General features: G+C 28.8%; 22 protein-coding genes. 4 read left to right on the top strand and 18 right to left on the bottom strand.

From position 1 onward, the window contains the following. Nucleotides 1-11: 11 nt before the first annotated feature. The gene (locus tag KQI86_RS18925) at nucleotides 12-1,616 is read left to right on the top strand and encodes a hypothetical protein (protein WP_216440979.1); all 1,605 of its coding nucleotides are present in this window, start codon (nucleotides 12-14) and stop codon (nucleotides 1,614-1,616) included. A gap of 60 nt (nucleotides 1,617-1,676) precedes the next feature. Here KQI86_RS18925 and KQI86_RS18930 read toward each other — a convergent pair whose 3' ends face one another. The 10 genes from KQI86_RS18930 to KQI86_RS18975 form a co-directional block, all read right to left on the bottom strand. Then, nucleotides 1,677-3,008: a replicative DNA helicase gene (locus KQI86_RS18930; protein ID WP_216440980.1), complete on the bottom strand. Its 1,332-nt coding sequence runs from the start codon at nucleotides 3,006-3,008 to the stop codon at nucleotides 1,677-1,679. A gap of 18 nt (nucleotides 3,009-3,026) precedes the next feature. Continuing rightward, a complete protein-coding gene (gene lonC, locus KQI86_RS18935) occupies nucleotides 3,027-4,922 on the bottom strand; it encodes a Lon family ATP-dependent protease (protein WP_216440981.1) in 1,896 nt (631 codons plus the stop codon). Between the two features lie 11 nt (nucleotides 4,923-4,933). Then, nucleotides 4,934-5,377 carry a 50S ribosomal protein L9 gene (gene rplI, locus KQI86_RS18940; RefSeq protein ID WP_216440982.1) on the bottom strand — a complete coding sequence of 148 codons (444 nt, stop codon included), beginning with the start codon at nucleotides 5,375-5,377 and terminating at the stop codon, nucleotides 4,934-4,936. Beyond that, complete coding sequence (locus KQI86_RS18945) at nucleotides 5,374-7,365, bottom strand: DHH family phosphoesterase (RefSeq protein WP_216440983.1); 1,992 nt, start codon at nucleotides 7,363-7,365, stop codon at nucleotides 5,374-5,376. The genes rplI and KQI86_RS18945 overlap by 4 nt, the downstream gene beginning before the upstream one ends. 12 nt (nucleotides 7,366-7,377) lie before the next feature. Continuing rightward, nucleotides 7,378-8,367 carry a YybS family protein gene (locus KQI86_RS18950; RefSeq protein WP_216440984.1) on the bottom strand — a complete coding sequence of 330 codons (990 nt, stop codon included), beginning with the start codon at nucleotides 8,365-8,367 and terminating at the stop codon, nucleotides 7,378-7,380. Nucleotides 8,368-8,378: 11 nt separating this feature from the next. Continuing rightward, nucleotides 8,379-8,696: a MazG-like family protein gene (locus KQI86_RS18955; protein WP_216440985.1), complete on the bottom strand. Its 318-nt coding sequence runs from the start codon at nucleotides 8,694-8,696 to the stop codon at nucleotides 8,379-8,381. 171 nt (nucleotides 8,697-8,867) lie between these two features. Continuing rightward, a complete protein-coding gene (gene rpsR, locus KQI86_RS18960) occupies nucleotides 8,868-9,134 on the bottom strand; it encodes a 30S ribosomal protein S18 (protein ID WP_216440986.1) in 267 nt (88 codons plus the stop codon). Between the two features lie 18 nt (nucleotides 9,135-9,152). Then, complete coding sequence (locus KQI86_RS18965; RefSeq protein ID WP_216440987.1) at nucleotides 9,153-9,584, bottom strand: single-stranded DNA-binding protein; 432 nt, start codon at nucleotides 9,582-9,584, stop codon at nucleotides 9,153-9,155. 11 nt (nucleotides 9,585-9,595) lie between these two features. Further along, on the bottom strand, nucleotides 9,596-9,883 hold the full coding sequence (rpsF, locus tag KQI86_RS18970; protein ID WP_216440988.1) for a 30S ribosomal protein S6: 288 nt from the start codon (nucleotides 9,881-9,883) through the stop codon (nucleotides 9,596-9,598). Nucleotides 9,884-9,980: 97 nt separating this feature from the next. Further along, nucleotides 9,981-10,187, bottom strand: a complete 207-nt coding sequence (locus KQI86_RS18975; protein WP_216440989.1) for a DUF951 domain-containing protein — start codon at nucleotides 10,185-10,187, stop codon at nucleotides 9,981-9,983. 362 nt (nucleotides 10,188-10,549) lie between these two features. On the opposite strand from KQI86_RS18975, the gene KQI86_RS18980 reads away from it, so the two are divergent. The 3 genes from KQI86_RS18980 to yyaC are packed head-to-tail and all read left to right on the top strand — an operon-like array spanning nucleotide 10,550 to nucleotide 12,410. Then, on the top strand, nucleotides 10,550-10,702 hold the full coding sequence (locus KQI86_RS18980) for a hypothetical protein (RefSeq protein ID WP_216440990.1): 153 nt from the start codon (nucleotides 10,550-10,552) through the stop codon (nucleotides 10,700-10,702). A 16-nt stretch (nucleotides 10,703-10,718) separates the two neighbouring features. After that, a complete protein-coding gene (gene ytvI, locus KQI86_RS18985) occupies nucleotides 10,719-11,774 on the top strand; it encodes a sporulation integral membrane protein YtvI (RefSeq protein ID WP_216440991.1) in 1,056 nt (351 codons plus the stop codon). 54 nt (nucleotides 11,775-11,828) lie between these two features. Next, on the top strand, nucleotides 11,829-12,410 hold the full coding sequence (gene yyaC / locus KQI86_RS18990; RefSeq protein ID WP_216440992.1) for a spore protease YyaC: 582 nt from the start codon (nucleotides 11,829-11,831) through the stop codon (nucleotides 12,408-12,410). A gap of 31 nt (nucleotides 12,411-12,441) precedes the next feature. Here yyaC and KQI86_RS18995 read toward each other — a convergent pair whose 3' ends face one another. From KQI86_RS18995 to mnmE, 8 genes are all read right to left on the bottom strand, one after another. Further along, nucleotides 12,442-12,696 (bottom strand): YkuS family protein, encoded by a 255-nt coding sequence (locus KQI86_RS18995; protein WP_216440993.1) that lies wholly within the window; start codon nucleotides 12,694-12,696, stop codon nucleotides 12,442-12,444. A 54-nt stretch (nucleotides 12,697-12,750) separates the two neighbouring features. Beyond that, a complete protein-coding gene (locus KQI86_RS19000; protein WP_216440994.1) occupies nucleotides 12,751-13,254 on the bottom strand; it encodes a DUF4446 family protein in 504 nt (167 codons plus the stop codon). Between the two features lie 39 nt (nucleotides 13,255-13,293). After that, on the bottom strand, nucleotides 13,294-14,151 hold the full coding sequence (locus KQI86_RS19005) for a ParB/RepB/Spo0J family partition protein (protein WP_216440995.1): 858 nt from the start codon (nucleotides 14,149-14,151) through the stop codon (nucleotides 13,294-13,296). A gap of 6 nt (nucleotides 14,152-14,157) precedes the next feature. After that, nucleotides 14,158-14,922: a ParA family protein gene (locus tag KQI86_RS19010; protein WP_216440996.1), complete on the bottom strand. Its 765-nt coding sequence runs from the start codon at nucleotides 14,920-14,922 to the stop codon at nucleotides 14,158-14,160. 165 nt (nucleotides 14,923-15,087) lie between these two features. Next, the gene (locus tag KQI86_RS19015; protein ID WP_216440997.1) at nucleotides 15,088-15,867 is read right to left on the bottom strand and encodes a ParB/RepB/Spo0J family partition protein; all 780 of its coding nucleotides are present in this window, start codon (nucleotides 15,865-15,867) and stop codon (nucleotides 15,088-15,090) included. 115 nt (nucleotides 15,868-15,982) lie between these two features. Next, complete coding sequence (rsmG, locus tag KQI86_RS19020; RefSeq protein WP_216440998.1) at nucleotides 15,983-16,702, bottom strand: 16S rRNA (guanine(527)-N(7))-methyltransferase RsmG; 720 nt, start codon at nucleotides 16,700-16,702, stop codon at nucleotides 15,983-15,985. Between the two features lie 28 nt (nucleotides 16,703-16,730). Then, complete coding sequence (gene mnmG / locus KQI86_RS19025; protein ID WP_216440999.1) at nucleotides 16,731-18,614, bottom strand: tRNA uridine-5-carboxymethylaminomethyl(34) synthesis enzyme MnmG; 1,884 nt, start codon at nucleotides 18,612-18,614, stop codon at nucleotides 16,731-16,733. 12 nt (nucleotides 18,615-18,626) lie between these two features. Further along, complete coding sequence (mnmE, locus tag KQI86_RS19030) at nucleotides 18,627-20,006, bottom strand: tRNA uridine-5-carboxymethylaminomethyl(34) synthesis GTPase MnmE (RefSeq protein ID WP_216441000.1); 1,380 nt, start codon at nucleotides 20,004-20,006, stop codon at nucleotides 18,627-18,629. Nucleotides 20,007-20,051: the final 45 nt, after the last annotated feature.

Raw genomic sequence — 20,051 nt, forward strand, 5'->3', positions numbered from 1 at the left:
AGGAGGTTAATATGAAACAAAATCAAAAAAATACTGTATATTGGGAGAAATTAATACGAGAAGTTATATTGCTATATAATCAAAATACACTAAAAAATAATAACAATATAGCAAAAAATAAAGTTGAAAAGACTCCTGATAAAGTTGAATTTGAGAAAGAAACTAAAATTGAAGAAGCTCCTAATAAAGTAGAAACTATTAAAAAAAGCAACGTTGAAGAACCTCCTGTTAAAGCTGAAGCTAAAAAAGAAATCAAAATTGAAGAAACTTATGTTGAAAATGAAATTATAGAAGAAATCAAAATTAAAGAATTTCCTGTTAAAACTGAAACTATAAAAGAAATCAAAATCGAAGAACTGCCTATTAAAACTGAGACTATAAAAGAAATCAAAATCGAAGAACTTCCAGTTAAAACTGAGATTATAAAAGAAATCAAAATTGAAGAACTTCCAGTTAAAACTGAGACTATAAAAGAAATCAAATTTGAGGAACCTCCTATTAAAATTCAAACTAAAAAAGAAATTAAAATTGAAGAAACTCCTATTAAAATTCAAACTAAAAAAGAAACTAAAATTGAAGAAACTCCTATTAAAGCGAAAACTATTGAAGAAAACAAAGCTGAAAAACCTCCTGTTAAAACTGAAACTAGAAAAAAAAAGAAAAGAAAAAAAGCTTCTATTGAAATTGAAATTATAAAAGAGAAGAAAGTTGAAATAGCTCCTATTCAAGTTGAATCTATAAAAGAAAAAAAAATTAGAAAAACTCCCATTCAAGTTGAAACTATGAAGGAGAACAAAATTGAAATAGCTCCCATCCAAGTTGAATCTATGAAAGAAAATAAAGTTGAAATAGCTCCCGTCCAAGTTGAATCTATAAAAGAAAAAAAAATTAAAAAAGCTCCCATTCAAGTTGAAACTACAAAAGAAAAGAAAAAAGATTTTAGAAAACATACTGAGCACATAGACAGTAAAACAAGTAGCTCTACTTTTGTAGTTTCCAAAGTAATTCCACTATGTTCCAATATTCCTGTCTCTCAAATTTCATCAAATGGTCCTTTGACATGTAAGCTTCCAGTAATATTGTCACAATTCCAAGTTCAAATAGATTGTGAAGCAGATATAAGATTTAGTAAGCCCGCTATAAACATAATAGATGTTAAAAGTAATATACATATCACTGAATATAGCTTAATAGTTGATGCAAATAAATTATTCATATCCGGCTACATAAGAGAAAGCATTCAATATAACAATATATCAAGTAAAGCAAAGCATATAACCGTCAATATACCTTTTCAATGCGTAACTAGAGTTGAATTTACTACTCCACCTGTTCTACAAAAAAATAAGCCCAATATCAAATATAATCTAATTAATGGCTCCATGGAAACTATTGGAGAAGACGATTATAATGATTTATTCTTCTCAAATAATGAAGTTTTCAATGAGAAAATTTATTGTGAACTACTATCTGCAGAGATACTTCAAATAGTAACTAAACTAGATAATGCTAAGATTGAAAAATACAACGGTTTAGTTGGATGTGAAAGAACAAAAAATAAATTTTCCCTTGGCCTAACAATTAGACTATGTCAAAATCAACCTGTGAATATTTAATTTCCTAGGAAATACTTAATTAAATTGTAATAAAAAAAAGAGGACATATTCCTCCTTTTTTTATTGATGTATAATATCCAATCTACCAAATTTACTATATTGACCTAACCAAGCTAGTTTTACAGTACCTGTTGGACCATTTCTTTGTTTTGCTATGATACATTCTGCAACATTTTTATCTTCTGTTTCTTTATTATAATATTCGTCCCTATATAAAAACATAACTAAGTCTGCATCCTGCTCAATAGATCCGGATTCTCTTAAGTCTGATAACATTGGTCTATGATCAGCTCTTTGCTCTGGCGCTCTTGATAGCTGTGAAAGTGCTATTACAGGACATTCCATTTCTTTAGCTAATGCCTTTATCGAACGAGATATTTCTGATACTTCTTGCTGTCTACTTTCAGAACCCCTACTACCTGACATAAGTTGAAGATAGTCAATTACTATAAGATCTATTCCCTGCTCTATTTTCAATCTTCTACATTTTGACCTCATTTCCATTACAGAGATACCTGCAGTATCATCAATAAATATTTTAGCTGCTGAAAGAGGTCCTGATGCCTTTGCAATGTTTTCCCAATCTCTGTCCTCTAGATTACCTGTTCTTAACTTTAACATATCTACATTAGCTTCAGCACATAATAATTTATATGCTAACTGTTCCTTAGACATTTCTAAAGAGAATACAGCTACGCTTTTACCATCTCTTAAGGCTGCATATTGTGCTAAGTTTAGAGCAAATGTAGTTTTACCCATGGAAGGTCTCGCAGCAATAAGAATCATATCACCTTTTTGAAAACCAGATGTTTTAGAGTCTAATTCTGGAAAACCAGCTGCTACCCCAGTAACCCCACCTTTATTATTATAGATTTTTTCTATTTCTAGAAAACCTCTTTCTAATACTGTACTCATGGCTTCAAAGTCACTTGTGTCTCTATTATTAGATATGTTAAATATTCTTTTTTCTGCTACATCTACTATGGCCTCTACATCATCCTGCTTATTATAACTGTCTTCAATAATATCTGTTGAAGCTCTTATAAGTCTCCTTAGAGTAGATTTATCCTTTACAATTTTTATATACGACTGAAGGTTAGCCGTAGATAAAACCGAACTACAAACTGCAGTTATATAAGTTATCCCTCCTGCTGCTTCTAGCTTTTCCTTTGATTGTAGATTTTCCGTTAATGTAATTAAATCTACAGCCGTATCTTTTTGATATAAATCTAATATAGCATTGAAAATAACTTGATGAGCTCCTTTGTAAAAGTCATCTGTTGTTAACACCTCTAAAGCTTGAACTATAGCAGTTCTATCTATTATCATAGCTCCTAAGACGCTTTGTTCAGCGTCAATGTTATGAGGCATACTTTTCAATGGTGCGTTCATTATCATCTCTCCTTGTGTTTAAAAAGCTATTTTAATCAATTCCTCTATATTATCAACAGCTTTTACTTCTATATCATCAAGTCCTACTGGAACATCTTTTAAATTATCCTTAGGTATTACTACTAACTTAACACCCTTTCTTCTTGCACCATATATTTTTTCAAAAATTCCTCCAACAGGCTTTACTTTTCCTCTTAGGGATATTTCCCCAGTAATAGCCATATCCTGTCTTATAGGTTTATTTAAAAGGGAGCTTATTATACATACTGTTATTGCCGCTCCAGCTGAAGGACCATCAATACGTCCTCCCCCTATTATATTTACATGTATATCATAATCACTTATATCTTTATCAGTAATCTTTCTAATAACTGAAGCCGCATTAAATACAGAGTCTTTAGCCATACTTCCTGCTGTATCATTGAATCTTACTTTTCCATGTCCTTTTTCCTTTGCTTCGAACACAGCTGCTTCTATTTCAAGAGTTGACCCAATGTATCCACTTACTCCTAATCCATATATATGACCGATTTCACATTTATTATCACAACTTGCTTCCTCATATGGAGATAACCTATTTATAGCTAATACTTGTTTTAAATCCTCTAATTTTATTGTTATTTTATCATTATCAGCATCTAAATTATTATTATAAAGTACATATCCATATACATCTGCTAGTATATTAACGGCCTTTCTTCCTTCAACAGTATATCTGCTTATCATTTCTGATATACCATCTTCTAGTTCAATGTTTAATTTTTGTGCAGAATTTATTATTATGTTTTGTATATCTTTAGGTGTTAATGGTTGAAAATATACTTCTGTGCATCTCGATCTTAATGCTGGATTAATATCATTAGGCTCCTTAGTTGTAGCACCTATTAAAATGAAGTCTGCTGGAGCTCCTTTTTCAAATAAATATTTAATGTACTTAGGAGTATTCTCATCGTCAGGATCATAATATGATGATGAAAATTCTACTCTTTTATCTTCTAAAACTTTTAATAATTTATTTTGAAGTATTGAATCAAGCTCTCCAATTTCATCTATAAATAGCACTCCACCATGAGCTTCAGTAACTAGTCCTGGTTTAGGTTCCGGAACTCCAATCTCTGCCAAATCCCTTTTACTTCCTTGATATATTGGATCGTGTACTGATCCTAAAAGTGGATTAGTTATCTCCCTTGGATCCCATCTTAAAGTAGTTCCATCTACTTCTATGAATTTAGCTTCCCCTTGAAATGGAGTATTTTTTAACTTTTTAGCTTCTTCTAAAGCAAGTCTTGCTGCTGTAGTTTTTCCAACTCCAGGTGGTCCATATAGTATAATATGTTGAGGATATGGGGAGGCTATTTTCGAAAGCAATGATTTTATAGCTATTTCCTGACCAACAATCTCCGTAAATGACTCTGGTCTTAATAAGCTTTGTACACTTTTAGTAAGTTTTTTTTCATCTAATACTTCTAATTGAGCATACTTTTTAAGAGTTTTTCCATTTTCCGGACCCTTTTGTTTTCTTATAATACCCAGTCTTATTTCATCCATATACTTTTGTTGTTTTTCTACTAGGTTTCTTTCAACTTGTTTTTCTATATTATTTTGTACATATCTTTTAGCTAATGCTTCAGAAAGCCATTTATTAGTGCTTTCTAAGGCATCATGAATATTTTTTTCATCAGGAACTACTTTGATTCCTTTTCCATCGCTTATAATTTTATTTATAGCATATAACTTTTTATATTTGTCTTCATTTTCTATATAATCCTGAAGTTTAAATTTTACCACTCTAGATCTTATTGTTTTATCATCCAATACTTTTTTCATTATCTCATATAATACATTCAATTGAGTGTCTAATGATAGAACATCAGATACTTCTTTAGCAAATTCATTAATATATTCAGATTTCACACTTATCCTCCTTATTGCTCTTCAACAACCACCTTTATTTTAGTAGATATTTCAGGATATATTTTCACTTCTACTTCATATGATCCTAGTTGTCTTATTGCATCTGCTACTATTTTCTTTTTATCTATATCTATTTTGTAACATTTTTTCAGCTCATCTGAAATGTCTTTTCCTGTTATTGATCCAAATAATCTTCCATTTTCTCCTGATTTAACTTTTAATTTTATTTCTTTTCCTTTTAATCCATTAGCAATTTTTTGTGCTTCTTCTATTTCAGCTAACTTTTGTTTTCTTTCAGCCTCTTTTTTGTTATTTAATATATGCATGTTAGCATCTGTAGCTTCTATTGCTAGTTTTCTAGGAAATAAAAAATTTCTTGCATATCCATCTGAGGCATTTACTACTTCACCCTTTTTTCCTAATGCTTTAACATCTGATAATAAAATTACTTTCATTTCTCTTCACCCTCCATTAAGTATTTATCTATAGCATATTCTAACTTATTCACTGCTTCTTCAATTGAAACAGATTGAAGTCTTGCTCCTGCCATAGTCATATGCCCACCGCCACCTAGTGCTTCTAATAAAATTTGTACATTTATGTCACCAAGGGATCTGCCACTTATCAATACCTCATTTCCTATTTTAACAAAAACAAAAGATGTATTGATACCTGTAATATTTAGTAACTCATCAGCTGCTTGTGCAGCTAATACAATATCTTCTATATCTGGTGGACAAATAGCTATAGCTATTCCATTAATAACCTTAGCTGACTTTATTATTTCGTATTTTTTCAAATAAGTTTCTAAATCGTCAGAAAATAACTTTTTTACATCTAATGTGTCTGCACCCATTTTTCTTAAAAATGATGCAGCTTCAAAGGTCCTTACTCCTGTTTTAAAGTAAAAATTTTTAGTATCAACGCATATTCCTGCAAGCAATGCCTCCGCTTCTATAACTTTTAGTTCAGGTTTTTCAGACATATACTGTATTATTTCAGTAATTAGCTCTGATGTAGATGAAGCGTATGGCTCTATATAACTTAATAAAGTTCCTTCTATTGCATTAGTAGATTTTCTATGGTGATCTATTATTACAGTTTTTTTGCTGTTTTCTACTAATTTAATATTCTCTACATGACCTTTACTATGGACATCTACTAATATTAGTAAACTATTTTCATCTATCTCACTTGCAGCTTTTACACTATTTATAAAAGCAATACTATATTCTTTTTCCGATTTGATTCTTTCCATTATTAATTTTATACTATTATTGATGCTGTCCAAAACTATATAACACTCTTTATTTAAATTTCTTATAGCACTAAATAATCCAACAGCAGCTCCTAAACAGTCTATATCCGGGTTAACATGACCCATTATATATACTTTATCACTTTCATTAATTAAATTTAGCAAGGCATGAGCAATAACTCTAGCTCTTACTTTAGTTCTCTTTTCTACTTCTTTAGTTTTTCCTCCATAAAAAGCGAGCTTATCTCCACTTTTTACAACAACTTGATCTCCACCTCTACCTAAAGCAAGCTCCTTTGCTGCAACAGCATAACTTTCATTTTCAAGAGGTGTTGCACCCCCCCTACCTATTCCAACACTTAATGTTACTATTAGTTTATTTCCTATATTTATTTCTCTTATTGAATCAAGTATATCAAATTTTTTATTCATTTCTTCCTGTATATATTTGTCTTGAACTGACATTATATATTTATTAGAAGAATATTTTTTTAGCATAGCATTTAAATTTTGACCATAACTATTAATTATCTTTTCAATTTCTGCTATAAGTTGAGGCTTTTTATCTTCTTCTGTAGTTTTTATTACATCATCTAGATTATCTACTTCTATCAACATAACTGTTTCTTTGTTATTATCTATTTCAACTATTTTATTATATATATCTGTAATATCACATAAATATATTAATATTAATTTATCTTTTTTATTTTTATTATCAGAAGAATCAATTATATTAATATAGAGATCATAATATTTATCATCTATTTTTATGCCTCTATAAGTATTTTTCTTTCCATCTAGTACATGCCTTAAGTTTATATCTTTTATTACATCATTTATATTACGTTCTAAAATACTCTCTTTGTTAACTACAGTTGAAAAATTTTGATTATACCATAGTATATTTCCACCTCCACCTAATATAATCATAGGTAATGGAAGCTTCAAAAGGGTATTTCGTGTTGCATTATCTAAATCTGTAGAAAAGTTTTTTATGAAATTTTCCCATTCACTTTTCTTTAATTTATTATTATTTACATTATTTATTATTAAAAAAATATATATGAAAAGTGATGCTATACCTAGTAGAATATTATAGTATGTTATAATAGAAATTAATATAGCTATCATAAGTATATAGCTTTTATTCCATGAAATAAAATATTTATATTTATTATCCATGTCTAACCCTCACTATTTATTATCGACTATTCTATTTTTATCTATCTTCCTAAAGTCAATAATTATATCCGAAATTCCCAGCATTACATATACCATTGCAAATGGCGAAAATAAGGTAAACATTATTATAAGTAAGGTCATAATTTTTGATAGTTTATATTTTATTCTTAAGTAATAAATAGCTACAGACAAACCATTGAAAAGAAATATATACTGCAGAATCAATTGAGATGAATTTAATATATATTCACCTATTTTAATATTTTGTCTAACTAATATAATTCCTGTAAGTAAACCTATTGCAACTATAGTTGCAATTTTTATATTTACATGTATATGTGTAAATTTAGGCATTTCTTTTATGTCGTAATTCAATCTCCTTAATATAGCTCTTGTTATATTATATGTGAAATATGCAAATATAATAGATGACATTATAAGTAGTCCTGGAAGTACTTTAATTATAAAATCTGTATTAAACAACTTAAGTGAATCAGTTAAAGGTTTTAATTGTTCTTCACTTATCCCCATTTGACTATACATATTTAGTACTGACTGAAATGATTCATTCATAATTTTAACCATCTCGTCTATCAAACCTACTACAGTGCTTTTGCTTATTAATGAAATATAAACAACAAAATCTATAATAGTTCCTATAAGAGATGAAATAGCTAAGGCAAAAATACTAACTGATACATCTTTATCCTTTTTTATACAATACCCTAATGAAATGCCTGTTATTCCAAACATTACGGCAGAAGTCAAACCCGATAAAGGATTATATATAAAACCAACTAAGATTCCACTAGCCACAACTGATGTTATTGTTACTTTCAAATTGTGTCTTAACAACAAAACAACAACAGGTATAGGTAAAATAAATCTACCTATTATTGAAAAAACAGGTAAATATATATTCATTAAAGCTAGTATAACTAGTAAACCAGTCATAACTCCTGCTTCCACAGTACCTTTAGTGTTATAAATTCTATTTTGCATATGTTCCTCCATTATTGTCTTTCTTTTAAATGGGAATATAATCTGCTCAAGTCTTTTCCTTCTTTTTCAATTTCATCCTCATCAATTATACCCATTTTTAATTTTTTCTTCATATTCTCATCTACTGCTGTGAAAGAATACCCTAACCTATCTGCTAATATATATAATACAGTTATTGCTCCAGAAATACAATCTAATATGGCACCCTGGGCTACATTTGTCCCTTTTGTCAATAACTTAAAAAAATCTCCTATTACACATAACAATTCTGCTTTTAAATCTTCTATTATTTGGACATTTCTCATGATATTTAAATTATCCTTTTTCATGACCATTCCCCCTATAATACATCTATTGTAATTATTAACATATACATATAAATTAAAACACATATACTTTAATTATATGTGTAGTATAGCTTTTTTACAATAATGATACAATAATAAGGTTTGTAATAAAACAGGAGAGGAATTAATTTTCCTCTCCATTGATAACTTATTTTATTCTGTTGTAAATGGTAATAATGCTATATTTCTTGCTCTCTTTATAGATTCTGTTAATTCTCTTTGATGTTTAGCACAACATCCTGAAATTCTTCTTGGAAGAATTTTTCCTCTTTCAGTAACATATTTTCTTAATTTATTTATATCTTTATAATCAATTCTTTCTGATTTATCTGCACAGAAAGAACAAACTTTTTTCTTAGCTCTTCTCATTCTGCCGCCGCCTCTTCTTGCGCCGCCATCTCTTCCTGCTTCCTTATTCATTCTCTTCCCTCCTTATAATTAAAATGGGATTTCACCATCATCTATTGGTGTTATATCCTCTCCATAAGAATTTTCAGGGAAACTATTCATTGGATCACCATAATTACCTTGGGATCCGCCTGATTGCTTGCCTCCCCATTCTAAAAATTGTACTTCATCTGCAACTACCTCAGTTACATATCTTCGTGTTCCATCTTTCGCTTCATATGTTCTAGTCTGAATTCTTCCACTAACTCCCATAAGTTTACCTTTACTCATATAATTAGCAGTAGATTCAGCCTGTTTACCCCATACTACTACAGGTATAAAATCTGCTTCTTTATTTCCATCTTTAGAAGCAAATCTTCTATCGATAGCTAATGTAAAGGTTGCAACAGCCGTGCCTGTTCCAGGAGTAAATCTCAATTCTGGATCCTTGGTCAACCTACCTATCAAAACAACCTTATTCATTTAAACACCACCTATTTTTCTTCTTTTATGATGATATGTCTTATAACTGAGTCGTTGATTCTGAACAATCTGTCTAATTCTTCTGGTAATTCTGGCTGAGAACTAAAATTGATTAATGTGTAGTAACCTTCACCAATCTTTTCTATTTCATAAGCAAGCTTTCTTCTGCCCCAAAAATCAACGTTTTCAACTACTCCACCAGCATTTTCGATAACAGCTTTAAACTTTTCTACATTAGTTTTTACTGTCTCTTCATCTAATGATGGATGTAGGATAAATATTGTTTCATATTTTCTCATTAGATTTCACCTCCTCCCCTTGGACTAACGGCTGTGGTTTCCACAGCAGGGACTACCCATCTATTCTATCACTATCCAAATTAAAAATCAATATGTTTTAATTGTTTTCATCAGTTTCTGATTTTTTTACTACTTTTTTCATATCCTTTTCAAATTTATTTCTTTCTATCATTACAATCCTATCGCAAATACAACATTTTATTTTTATATCTGCACCCATTCTAATTATCTTCCATTCTTTACTACCACAGGGATGAGTTTTTTTCATCTCAACAATATCTCCAAGATCGAAAACTTTACACATAATCTTTTACATTACCTCCACTTAAATATTTAATTTATACTTACATAAATTATTTTGCACTAAATATACACCATCAACATAAAGTTCATTTTCACTTATTATTTCTCTTACTAATTTTAACCTATCTTCATTAATAATGATACTTATACCACATATATCTTCTTTTAAAACCTCTTCTCTATATTATAATAATATTACATAAATAGTAAATAAACAATTAATATGGCATTATAATTCTTTTATTTACTACTTGTCTAATGATATAATTGAATTAAGAGATTCAAGGACATGATGTATGGAAAAATGCTTGAACACATAAAAATATTGGGGCCATTCTAGAGGAAATGCAAAAATTACTAAATATGAATTTTATTAAGATATATGGTTATAATGCTTCATTAGAATATACTCCAACCATATTAGTAAATATGAAAGGGATTGATAGTTCTTATTCAAGATATTTTAGTTCGACTAAACAGATTGATCATACTATAAATTATTTAAACAACTTGTAGAATAGGATGTGAGCAAATGGATAATCTAATTGAAAAATTCGATAAATATATACTTTTTTTCATTATTTATACGCTAACTTTTATTTTATTTTTTAAAACCCTTAAGTATACATTGCCTTTCTTTTTAGCTTTTATTTTTTCATTAATTTTAAAAAAACCAACAGAGTTATTAATTAAAAAGTTAAAGTTAAAAAAAGGATTCGCTGCCCTTATAACTACTTTATTGTTTTTTGCACTAATACTATTTTGTATATCATTAATAGCTACATCCTTCACACGTGAAGCTATTCAATTAGGTAAAAACACTCAGAACTATATATCTAACAATTCTGCTAATATTAATAATTTTTTTAATAATTTAGCCGATTACTATAAAAACTTAGATCCATCAATTATTGCTACAGTAGAGAGTAATTTCGCTAGTTTTGTAAGTAAACTATCTAATATAACTGTATCTATCACTAGTAAAATAATACAAGCTACTGTTTCCTTTTTAACATATATACCTTATCTTTTTATGTTAATATTATTTACATTACTTTCAACTTATTTTTTTACTAAAGATTTTAGTTTAGCTAAAAATAAATTAATGAGTACTATTATCCCTGAAAAATCTGATAGAATATACGATATTTTGAAACAATCTAGAAAAATGTTGTTAAATTATGCATTATCTTATCTTCTAGTTATTAATATAACTTTTTTAGAAACCCTAGTAGGATTCTCATTTTTAAGAATAAACTATGCTCTTATTCTAAGCATCATTGCTGCTATATTTGATATACTTCCTATTTTAGGAATAGGAGGAATTTATATTCCTTTATCACTAATTTATATTTTTATATATAAAAATTATTTTATAGGTATAGGAATACTTATCTGGTATGTAGTAGTAACTGTTGTAAGACAAATATTGGAACCTAAAATTGTATCGTCATCATTAGGTATACATCCTGTATCTGTTTTAGCTTCTATTTTTATTGGATTAAAGATTGCCGGTTTTAAAGGTATGGTTTTTTGTATGTTTATGGTAGTAACATTCAAAATATTAAAGCAAACGAAGGTTTTGTAAATATTGTATATAATACCTCCTTTTGGATACAATTCCATATAGGAGGTTTTTTATATGAATGAAAAATTATTAATTGATTGTACTAATAATAATTCTATAAACATATTAAGGGATAATCTTTGTAATTATCTTTTACCAATAGTTAAATCTCAGAGACCTATTATTCTATTGTGTATCGGTTCAGATAGATCAACTGGAGATAGTCTCGGTCCATTAATTGGCCATAGATTAAGATTTTTATCTAGAGACAATTTTTTTATATATGGTAATTTAGAGAAACCTGTACATGCTAAAAACTTATGTGAAATATTAGACGAGATAAATTCAAAATATGATAAACCTTATATAATAGCTATTGATGCATGTCTTGGAAATGTACAAAATATCGGTAAAATATGTGTTCAAGAAAAACCTATTTCACCTGGTTCTGCAGTTAATAAAAACTTACCTAGTGTAGGTGACTTAAGTATAACAGGTATTGTTAATATATCTGGAATGCTTGAATTTATGGTACTTCAAAATACAAGATTGCATACTGTTATGCAGTTAGCTGAAGCCATATCTGCTGGGATATATCACAGTATTATAAAAATCGTTGGAGGAAAAAAACCTCATAATATTACAAAGATAAATTAGAAAAACCAAGTTTAATCTTGGTTTTTTAATTTTAAAATATTGAACTATATGTCCTATTATTTAAAATATATTCAATTTCATCGATACTTCTGCTTCCTGAATCTACAATTAATGTACCATCTCTATTTAATGTATTTTGGAAGGTTAAATCTTTTAAACCTCCGTCTTTTAAATTACATATAATAGCATCACAAATTTCGTCCTTTAAAGAAGTTATTACTTTATATCCTCTTTTTTCTAATTCTTTTCTTATATATAAAAGTTCTTCTGAAACACACACTATCATACAAAAAACCTCCTTTATGGTATATTAACCAAAAGAAGGTGTTTTTATTCATATCTAAATACCTTTACTCATTGCATCCTTTAATACATATTTCTCTTCTTCTGACAGTTCATATCTAGATAATCCTTTGTCTATAGGTTTAGCATAAGTTGTACTATCATTTCTTCCATATATACCAGTTAATATAATTCCATCATTTTTATTATCTAGCAACGCAATTGAATAAGATAAATCGCTTCCAACGTTCTCAAAAGCTCTATATCTAACTATTGATGTTTTTTGTATGCAATTATTTAATTTAATATCAATTTCTTTGCTAATGATTTTTAAATCATCCATATTTTCAGTAAAATTATCTACTTTATCTAAACATGATATAACTATTTCTTCTATGTTTTTTCCATCTACTCCTCTCATGAATTTTCTATATCTTCTTTCTAGCTTATTAATAGCACTAAACTGAATAGTAATAATTAAAAACAGTATAAGTATTAAACATAATCCTACTATTAATAATATTAGTTGATATTCTGATATTAAATTTATTAAACTTTCCATTGTATCTTCCTTTCTAGAGATGTTTCACGTGAAACAATATTATAATTCAAGAATTTCTAATATTCTTTGTAAATCATCTTCAGAATAATATTCTATTTCTATTTTCCCTTTATTCTTTTTATTGTTAATAAAAACCTTTGTTCCAAATAAATCTTCAAGCTTATTTTTTATATCGTTGTAATATGGATTAAATTTATTACTATCTTTATCTTTTTCTTCTTTCTTATTATTAAGAGACTTAATTAATTTTTCGGTTTCTCTAACACTCAAATTTTCATCTATTATAATTTGGGCTATGTTGTACTGCAAATCATTGTCGTTAATTGATAGTAAAGGTCTACCATGCCCCTCACTAATAACCCCATCAATTAAGTAATCTTGAACCCTAGTATCTAAATTAAGTAATCTCAAACAATTTGTAATAGCAGTTCTAGATTTTCCTATTCTTTTACTTAATTCTTCTTGAGTTAAATCATAGTCATCTAACAATTTTTTATATGCATTTGCTTCTTCTATTGGGTTCAAATCTTGCCTTTGAATGTTCTCGATCAAAGATATTTCTAATATGTTTTTATCACTAGTATCCATTATTATTACAGGTACTTTCTTTAATCCTGCTAATTTTGCAGCTCTCCATCGTCTCTCCCCTGCAATTATTATGTACTTATTATTTTCCTTATTAACGATTATTGGCTGAATAATACCATGTTCTTTTATTGATTCACTTAATAATAGTATTTTTTCTTCATCAAATCTTTTTCTAGGTTGTCCATCATTAGGTAACACTAGATCAATTGATATTTCATTTTTTACATCATTTATATCATTTATTTCATTCTCAATCTCTTCAGGGATAAGTGCTCCTAATCCCTTACCTAATCCAAATTTTTTATTCATATATTATTATTTTTGCCTCCTTATAAATTCTTTAGCAAGATTTTCGTAAGCTTCGGCACCTTTACATTTACCATCATATAAAACAATAGGTAGTCCAAAACTTGGCGCTTCTGCTAGTCTTATATTTCTTGGTATAGTAGTATCATATACTTTATCCTTAAAGTATTTTTTAACTTCTGACACAACTTCTAAAGAGAGATTTGTTCTTCCATCGTACATGCTCATGATAACCCCTTCTACTTCTAAATCCCTATTTAAGGATCTCTTTACTAATTGAATAGTATTTATCAGTTGTCCTACTCCCTCTAATGCGTAAAATTCGCACTGTATTGGAATGAGAACGGTATGAGATGCAACAAGGGCATTTATTGTTAATATACCTAATGATGGAGGGCAATCTATAAAAACATAATCATATTCATCTTTTATTTCTTCTAATTTACTTTTTAAAATATTTTCTCTTTCTTTATTTTGTATTAACTCAACCTCTGCTCCTGCCAGATCCATATTTGAGGGTACTATATGATAATTTTCTAATACAGGACTAGCTTTAATTACATCTTTTATACTTCTGTCACTGGTGAGCAAATCATACACCGAATTTTCTAGCTTTCTTTTATCAAAACCTAATCCACTTGTAGTATTTCCTTGTGGATCTATATCTATAGATAATACTTTATATCCTTCCATGCAAAGATAGGAGCATAGGTTAATATTTGTAGTAGTTTTTCCCACACCGCCCTTTTGATTGAATATAGAGATTATTTTCATATTTCTCACCTATCTTTCTTTTTATACTCTTATATTTTATTATATAACAATATTGGAATATTAAAAGCATTTTAATTAATAAAAGTTAAAATTTATTTTAAATTATGGTAATAAAAAAGAGCCTTTATGGCTCTTATATGTAAAATGTTTCACGTGAAACAATTATTATTTTTTAGGAATAGTAATAGTAATTTGTATTTTATCTTCTAACTCTTTAGAAGAGTATTGAGCAGGTACTCCATATTTATCAAATACTTGCTTAACTGTATTAATATACACCTTAGGGCTAAATATACCTTTTATTTTTTTCTTACCATCTTTTGATGGATTATTTTCAGTTATTTTTATTAGTTCCTTCTCTATCAATTCTTCAGTTTTTTTAACATTTAAATTGTTCTTAATAACTATTTTTAATATTTTAATTTGCATTCCTTCTGTCGGAAGCTTTAATAATGCCCTAGCATGTCTCTCTGTTAAATTGTTTTCTAATAACATTCTTCTTATATTAATTGATAATTTCAATAGTCTAATTTTATTAGCTATAGTAGATTGCTTTTTTCCAATGACTTCTGCTAAAGCTTCTTGAGTATAATTATGCTCTTTAATTAGGTTAAAGAAAGCTTCTGCTTCTTCCAAAAAACTTAAATCTTCTCTTTGAATATTTTCTAATAAAGCTATAGCTGCAGAGTCTTGATCTGTTACATCTACTATTATTACAGGAACCTCTTTTAATCCAGCTTTTTTAGCTGCTCTAAGTCTTCTTTCTCCTGCTACTAATTCAAATGTACCCTCTCCAATTCTTCTAACAGACAACGGTTGAATGATACCATAACTTTTGATGGATTTCGCTAACTCATCTATAGATTCCTCATTAAATATTTTTCTAGGCTGATATACGTTAGGATATATTAAATCCGTATCTACAAAATTAATGTTCTCTTCCATATTCAATCATCCCTCTTATCTTTTCCTCTTATTAACAATTCTATATCAAACAATAAAATCCTTCTTTAAAAAAATATATTTCTATGACAAAAAACAACAGACAAATTCACGAATATCATTTAAGTGGATTTTTAGAAGCAGTTCCTGCTTTTCTAGGGTATTTAGCAGGAGTATTTTTAACTTTTTTTATTACTACTAAATTATGTTTTAAATCGCTTCCTTCTATGTTTAATTGAATAACATCTTCAATTTGTCCTCCTAATATGTTTATTGCCTTAGTACCATTCTTTATTTCCTCTTCTACCGCTGGCCCCTTCATTGCAATAAAATATCCATTTACTTTTACATATGGTAAACAGAATTCACTTAAAACTGCTAAATTAGCTACCGCTCTAGATACAACTGCATCAAATTTTTCTCTATATTCATCTTGCTTTGAATAATCCTCTGCTCTGCCATGAAGTGTTACTACATCATTTAAATCTAATTCCTTTACTACTTCATTCAAAAAATTAATTCTTTTATTTAAAGAATCTAGCAAAACAACTCTTTTTGCATTGTCTATTATTTTGATAGGTATACCAGGAAATCCAGCTCCTGTGCCAATATCTATTATATCGTTTAAATCTCTTAATACTGAACATTTGTATATCTTTATACAATCTATAAAATGCTTTTTTATTATCTCTTCATCTTCAGTAATAGCAGTTAAATTAATTTTATTATTCCAATCTTTTATCATATCTTTGTATTTAATAAATTTACTATATTGTTCTTCATTAAAATCTATACCTACATCTGAACACGCAGTTTTTAAAATATCATAATATTGCATTTTTACCTCCAAAGCTATTGAGGGATAATTATAAATTATCCCTTCTGTACTTTTGCTCTAAATAAATTAGTAATACAGAAATATCTGCCGGTGATACTCCTGAAATTCTAGAAGCCTGACCTATATTCATAGGCTTTACTTTAGCCAGCTTTTGAATTGCTTCAATCCTTAATCCGTGAATATTACTATACTCTATATCTGAAGGAATTAATCTATTCTCCAATTTTTTAAACTGATTTACTTGCTCTATTTGCTTTTGAATGTATCCTTCATATTTTGCCATAGTATTTACTTCTTCTTGAACATCTTCAGGTAATTCTGGTCTAAATTCATCTAATTGTTTAACTTTAAAATAGTCTAATTCTGGCCTTTTGATTAATTCATACATACTTATTGGTTTTTTTAATTCAGAGGACTCTAAAGATAATAAAAATTCATTTACTTCTTTCTTATTAGTTATTTGTAAGCTTTTTATTCTTTCTATTTCTTTTTCTATAAATTCTTTTCTCTGTATATATTTGTTGTATCTTTCCTCAGTTACTAATCCAACATCATAACCTTTTTCTGTTAATCTTAAATCTGCATTATCTTGCCTTAATATAAGTCTATACTCAGAACGTGATGTCATCATTCTATAAGGTTCATTTGTACCTTTAGTAACCAAATCATCAATTAACACACCTATATATCCATCAGATCTAGTTAAAATTAATGAATCTTTTCCTTTTATTTTCATTGCAGCATTTATTCCTGCAATTAATCCTTGTGCACCCGCTTCTTCATATCCTGAACTTCCGTTTATTTGACCAGCACTAAACAAGCCATCTATTTCTTTAAATTCTAAGGATAGCTTTAACTGTTGGGGATCTATACAATCATATTCTATAGCATATGCTGTCCTTAACAGCTCTGCATTTTCAAGTCCTGGAACAGTCCTATACATAGCAATTTGAACGTCTTCTGGAAGAGAACTAGATAGTCCAGCAACGTAAAGTTCATTTGTGTTTTCTCCTTCTGGTTCAATGAAAACTTGATGTCTATCTTTATCTGGGAATCTATTTACTTTATCCTCAATAGAAGGACAATATCTAGCGCCAACTCCTTCTATTGAACCATTAAACATAGGAGATCTATGAAGGTTTTCTCTTATTACTTCGTGGGTTTTTTCATTAGTATATGTCAAATAACACGATACTTGGTCTCTAGATAAATTTCCACTAATAAATGAGAAAGGAACTATTTTTTCATCCCCTGGTTGCTCTATCATCTTAGAAAAGTCTACTGTTTTTTTGTTAATTCTAGCAGGCGTTCCTGTTTTAAATCTTCTGATGTTTATATCTAAATCCATTAAATTTTGCGTTAATTCCTTTGCTGGGAATAATCCATTAGGACCACTGCTATAAGATATTTCACCTATTATTATTCTCGCATTTAAATATGTTCCTGTAGCAAGAATAACAGATTTAGTGTTATAATATCCACCATTCTTGGTTAGCACTCCCTTAACTTTTCCATCTTCTATATCTATTTTTATTACTTCTACTTGCTTTAACGTTAAATTTTCTTCTTTCTCAAGAATTTCTTTCATCCTTGTAGAATACTTAGCTTTATCAGCTTGAGCTCTTAGTGAATGTACAGCAGGTCCTTTTGATGTATTTAACATCCTTGATTGTATAAAGGTATAGTCTATATTTATACCCATCTCTCCACCAAGTGCATCAATTTCTCTTACCAAATGACCTTTTGCTGTACCACCTATATTAGGGTTGCATGGCATCATAGCAACACTATCCAAATTTATAGTACATATTAAAACCTTACATCCTATTCTGGCAGCAGCTAATGCTGCTTCACAACCTGCATGACCAGCTCCTACTACAACTACATCATAATCTCCTGCAAAATAACTCATCTTCTATTCTCCCTACTTTCCTAAACAAAATTCTGAGAATATTTTATCTATAATATCTTCTTCAACTGTATCACCAGTTATTTCTCCAAGCCTTATCCAGGCATTCCTTATATCTATAGAGGCTAAATCTATAGCTAATGTTACCTCTAAAACATCTAAGGCAGAATTTAGGCTTTCTCTAGCCCTTATTAGTGCTTCTTTATGTCTTGTATTAGTGATTATAAGATCTCCCGCCTTTACCTCACCGCCGAAAAATAGATCTTTAATACACTCTTTTAATTTTTCTAATCCCTCTCCTGTCTTAGCTGAAGTTTCTATTATATATTTTGAATCTATATCTTCCAATACATTTTTATTAAATCTATTTTCTAGATCTACTTTGTTCAAAAGAACAATACTTTTTTTATCCTTTATATAGTTTATTATCTCATAATCCTCTTGATCTAATTCTCTACTTAAATCAAGCATTAGAATTATAAGATCACCTTCATCTATTTTTTCTTTAGATTTTTCTACTCCAATTTTTTCGACAACATCATCAGTGTCTCTTATCCCTGCAGTATCTACTACTTTTATAGGCACTCCATCTAAGTTTATATATTCCTCGATTACATCTCTAGTGGTACCTGGTATATCTGTAACAATAGCTCTTTTTTCCATAAGTAGGGCATTTAAAAGAGAGGATTTTCCTACATTAGGTTTTCCAACTATAATTACATTTAAACCTTCTCTTAATATTTTACCCTCTTCAGCAGTAGTAAGTAATCTATTTATATTTTTATTTATTTCATCTAATTCTTTTTTTACTCCACTTGCAGTTACTTCTTCTAAGTCGTCCTCTGGATAATCTACAGTAGCTTCTATATGAGCAATAGTTTCAAGTAGTCTATTTCTTAAATAATCTATTTCTTTAGATATTCTACCTCCAGATTGTAATACTGCAGATTTCATAGATAATTCTGTTTTAGCTCTTATAATATCTATAACAGCTTCTGCTTGACTTAAATCTATTCTTCCGTTTAAAAATGCTCTCTTAGTAAATTCTCCTGGCTCTGCAATTCTAGCTCCTGCTTTTATAACTTCTTCTAATATTCTTTTAGTTGGGGTTACTCCTCCATGACAATTAATCTCAACTGTATCTTCTGCAGTAAAACTTCTAGGCCCCTTCATAAAGCTTATTAAAACTTCATCTAATATCTCTCCACTATCCATTTCAATTATATGTCCATATTTCATGGTATAGGGCTTCATATTTAAAATACTACCTTCTTTTTTACCTTTAAAAATCTTATCAACTATTCTTAAACTCTCGCTACCTGAAACTCTAATTATTGATATTCCGCCTTCTCCGAGTACTGTTGCAATAGCGGCTATAGTGTCAAATTCTCTCAATTATTACACCTCCTTATAATATAAGCAATCAAGTAATCCTAAGTT

The sequence above is a fragment of the Clostridium mobile genome (assembly GCF_018918285.1).
Classification (GTDB): domain Bacteria; phylum Bacillota; class Clostridia; order Clostridiales; family Clostridiaceae; genus Clostridium_AW; species Clostridium_AW mobile.